The organism is Ancylothrix sp. D3o (assembly GCF_025370775.1).
Taxonomy (GTDB): domain Bacteria; phylum Cyanobacteriota; class Cyanobacteriia; order Cyanobacteriales; family Oscillatoriaceae; genus Ancylothrix.
The window spans coordinates 1-2,218 of the sequence record NZ_JAMXEX010000105.1 but is presented as its reverse complement, the minus strand read 5'-3'; the positions used below and the strand labels follow the sequence as shown (position 1 = coordinate 2,218).

Here is a 2,218-nt window from a genome sequence, read left to right as displayed (position 1 = left end):
CCAACAATTATTAGAGATTCTCAACTAGACGGGCCGGGAAGTTTAGAGAGAGAGGTAGATCGTCCTATTGAAAAAGATGGTGGACAAAGAGAGAATCCCCTACCACCGGCACCGGCACCCGGTCAACCTTACCCACCGGGGTCAGGTTCGATAATTTCAACGCTTGAAATAAGCGGGATTTCCACAAACGGATTTGTTGAATTGACATATCCTAACGGCTCTCTAAATAATGGGGTAGGTGCCGGTTGTGTTTACAGATTTTATGTAGGATATAGCCCATACGTTTTACATATTGAAGAGACGACGGAATATCAAATAGCCTCAGAGCCAGTAGAAATTATGAGAACTGGATCATGGTGGTTTCCAAATAATCCTGGTCAACATCTGAATAAAACAATCTCAAATTATTGGAAATGGGAAAATCAATGGTATAGCGAATACGACATAGGAACGTCGGTAGGTTTTTTCGTGTGGGCTTCTTTACGCATAAAAAGATTAGATTATAAAGGACAATCTCCAGCGTTAAAGACTTCTTTGTATGCGAGTTCAAACAATGATCCATATTCTGCTAGACAGTTTTTCTGGTGGGATGGCTTTAGATTGGTAAGTGTAGACTTTAGGCCAATTCCTAGTATTTTTAAACCTACGGGGGCTGTGTATCCCGATAGCTCTTTAACTATTCCAGATTATTCCTATCCCCCTTACAAAATAAATGGAGATGACCCTTTCAAACAAAGATGGGAAAAAACAGATACTTGGAACACCCCACAAAGAGAGGATGAAGAAATGCCCTGTAATTTGTCGCCAATTATGCAACAGTTGCCACAGCAAAAAAACCAGATTACGACACAAAATACTGTTAATAATATATCTCTCAATAATTCCAGCATTCAAAATATAAACGCAAACACTACTACCGTCGTAAACAATGCCATTAGTAGCATTAACAGCAATACTTCTAGTGTAGTAAATACGGCTACCAATGCCATCAATACAAACACTGTAAGCGCTGTAAATACGGCTGCCAACGCAATTAATACCAATACAGTTAGCACTGTAAACACGGCTGAAAATGCAATTAATAGTAATACCGTTAGCACTGTAAACACGGCTGCAAGCGCAATTAACACCAATATTGCAAATCTTTCAGCTAAATTGTCTCAAGTTGCCGACGACATTTTAATAGGAGTAAAAAACGGTTTTGCAGCTTTAGAGGCATGGCTAAGGCCAGCTTTAAACCTGCTAGATGAAGCTGTGAAAGCTGTAAAGGAATCACTTACAAAACTTTCGGAACAAGTAGGGAAGTTTTTAAAATGGATACAGTTTGATAGAGTGTTAAATTTACTAATTCTAGTTAGCACAATTCATAACGCGGCCATGTTATTAAATCAATTAGGCTCATCATTAATAAGCATGGCTAATAGCTTGCTTACGGCGGGGGGGAACGCTTTGGGATTACGAGATGTAAATGATGAACCTATCGATATAGGGCCGGCTGTTAATGGTGCTTTTAATGGCCTTGTTGACGGGTTTATTGGTAAAGAGACTAATTCAGAATTGAAGAAACAATGGAATAAATACAACAGAAGGTAGCGTAAATTCTAAGCCTACCTGGTATGTGGGTTGCTGGGTTTCTGTACAGATAGAAAATAACCCTTCTCAGTTTTCGGATTTTTCTGAAATAGCCCGACACACAATTTCTTTGAGAGGTACGTCTAAGTTAATTCAGTTCCCGCGATACCTACCGCCGCGCTACCAATTAGCAATCACTTTTCCTAAATGGATTCGGGATTTATCTGTAGAAATTTGGGCTTTTGATGGAGACCAAACATCCCCAGAAATGGAAAAACTAACCGAAATTATCGAGCTAATTAATCCTCCTCCCTAAAGTTTTCAGTTGACGTGAAAATAAGCAAATGAGCCTCACACCAGATGAATAGGTAAATGAACGCCTAGATAAATTGGAGAAACCCGATGCAATGATTGAGGAAAAAGCTTATCAAAATGAGCGCCGAATCAATGATTTTAGAAGCGATGTTAGCGCCAAATTTTCAGCTATTAACGTAAAACTTGAAATTTTAATGTGGGGCTTTATTTCAATTGGGGCCGTGCTTTTAAGTGTAGTGACTGATCTGGTTTTAAAAAGGAAATAAGGGGAAATAATGACGAGTATTTATTCGTTGGCGCCGGGAAATGATGCCAACTATACGCTAACAAC

General features: G+C 39.2%; 3 protein-coding genes. All 3 read left to right on the top strand.

The features are described from left to right. Positions 1 to 1,593 (top strand): hypothetical protein (locus tag NG798_RS27470; RefSeq protein WP_261226899.1); only part of this gene is annotated, 1,593 nt, incomplete at its 5' end. 25 nt (positions 1,594 to 1,618) lie between these two features. Further along, entirely contained in the window at positions 1,619 to 1,888 is a 270-nt protein-coding gene (locus NG798_RS27465) for a hypothetical protein (protein WP_261226898.1), read from the top strand. Between the two features lie 91 nt (positions 1,889 to 1,979). Continuing rightward, positions 1,980 to 2,153, top strand: coding sequence for a hypothetical protein (locus NG798_RS27460; RefSeq protein ID WP_261226897.1), 174 nt, complete (start codon positions 1,980 to 1,982; stop codon positions 2,151 to 2,153). Positions 2,154 to 2,218: the final 65 nt, after the last annotated feature.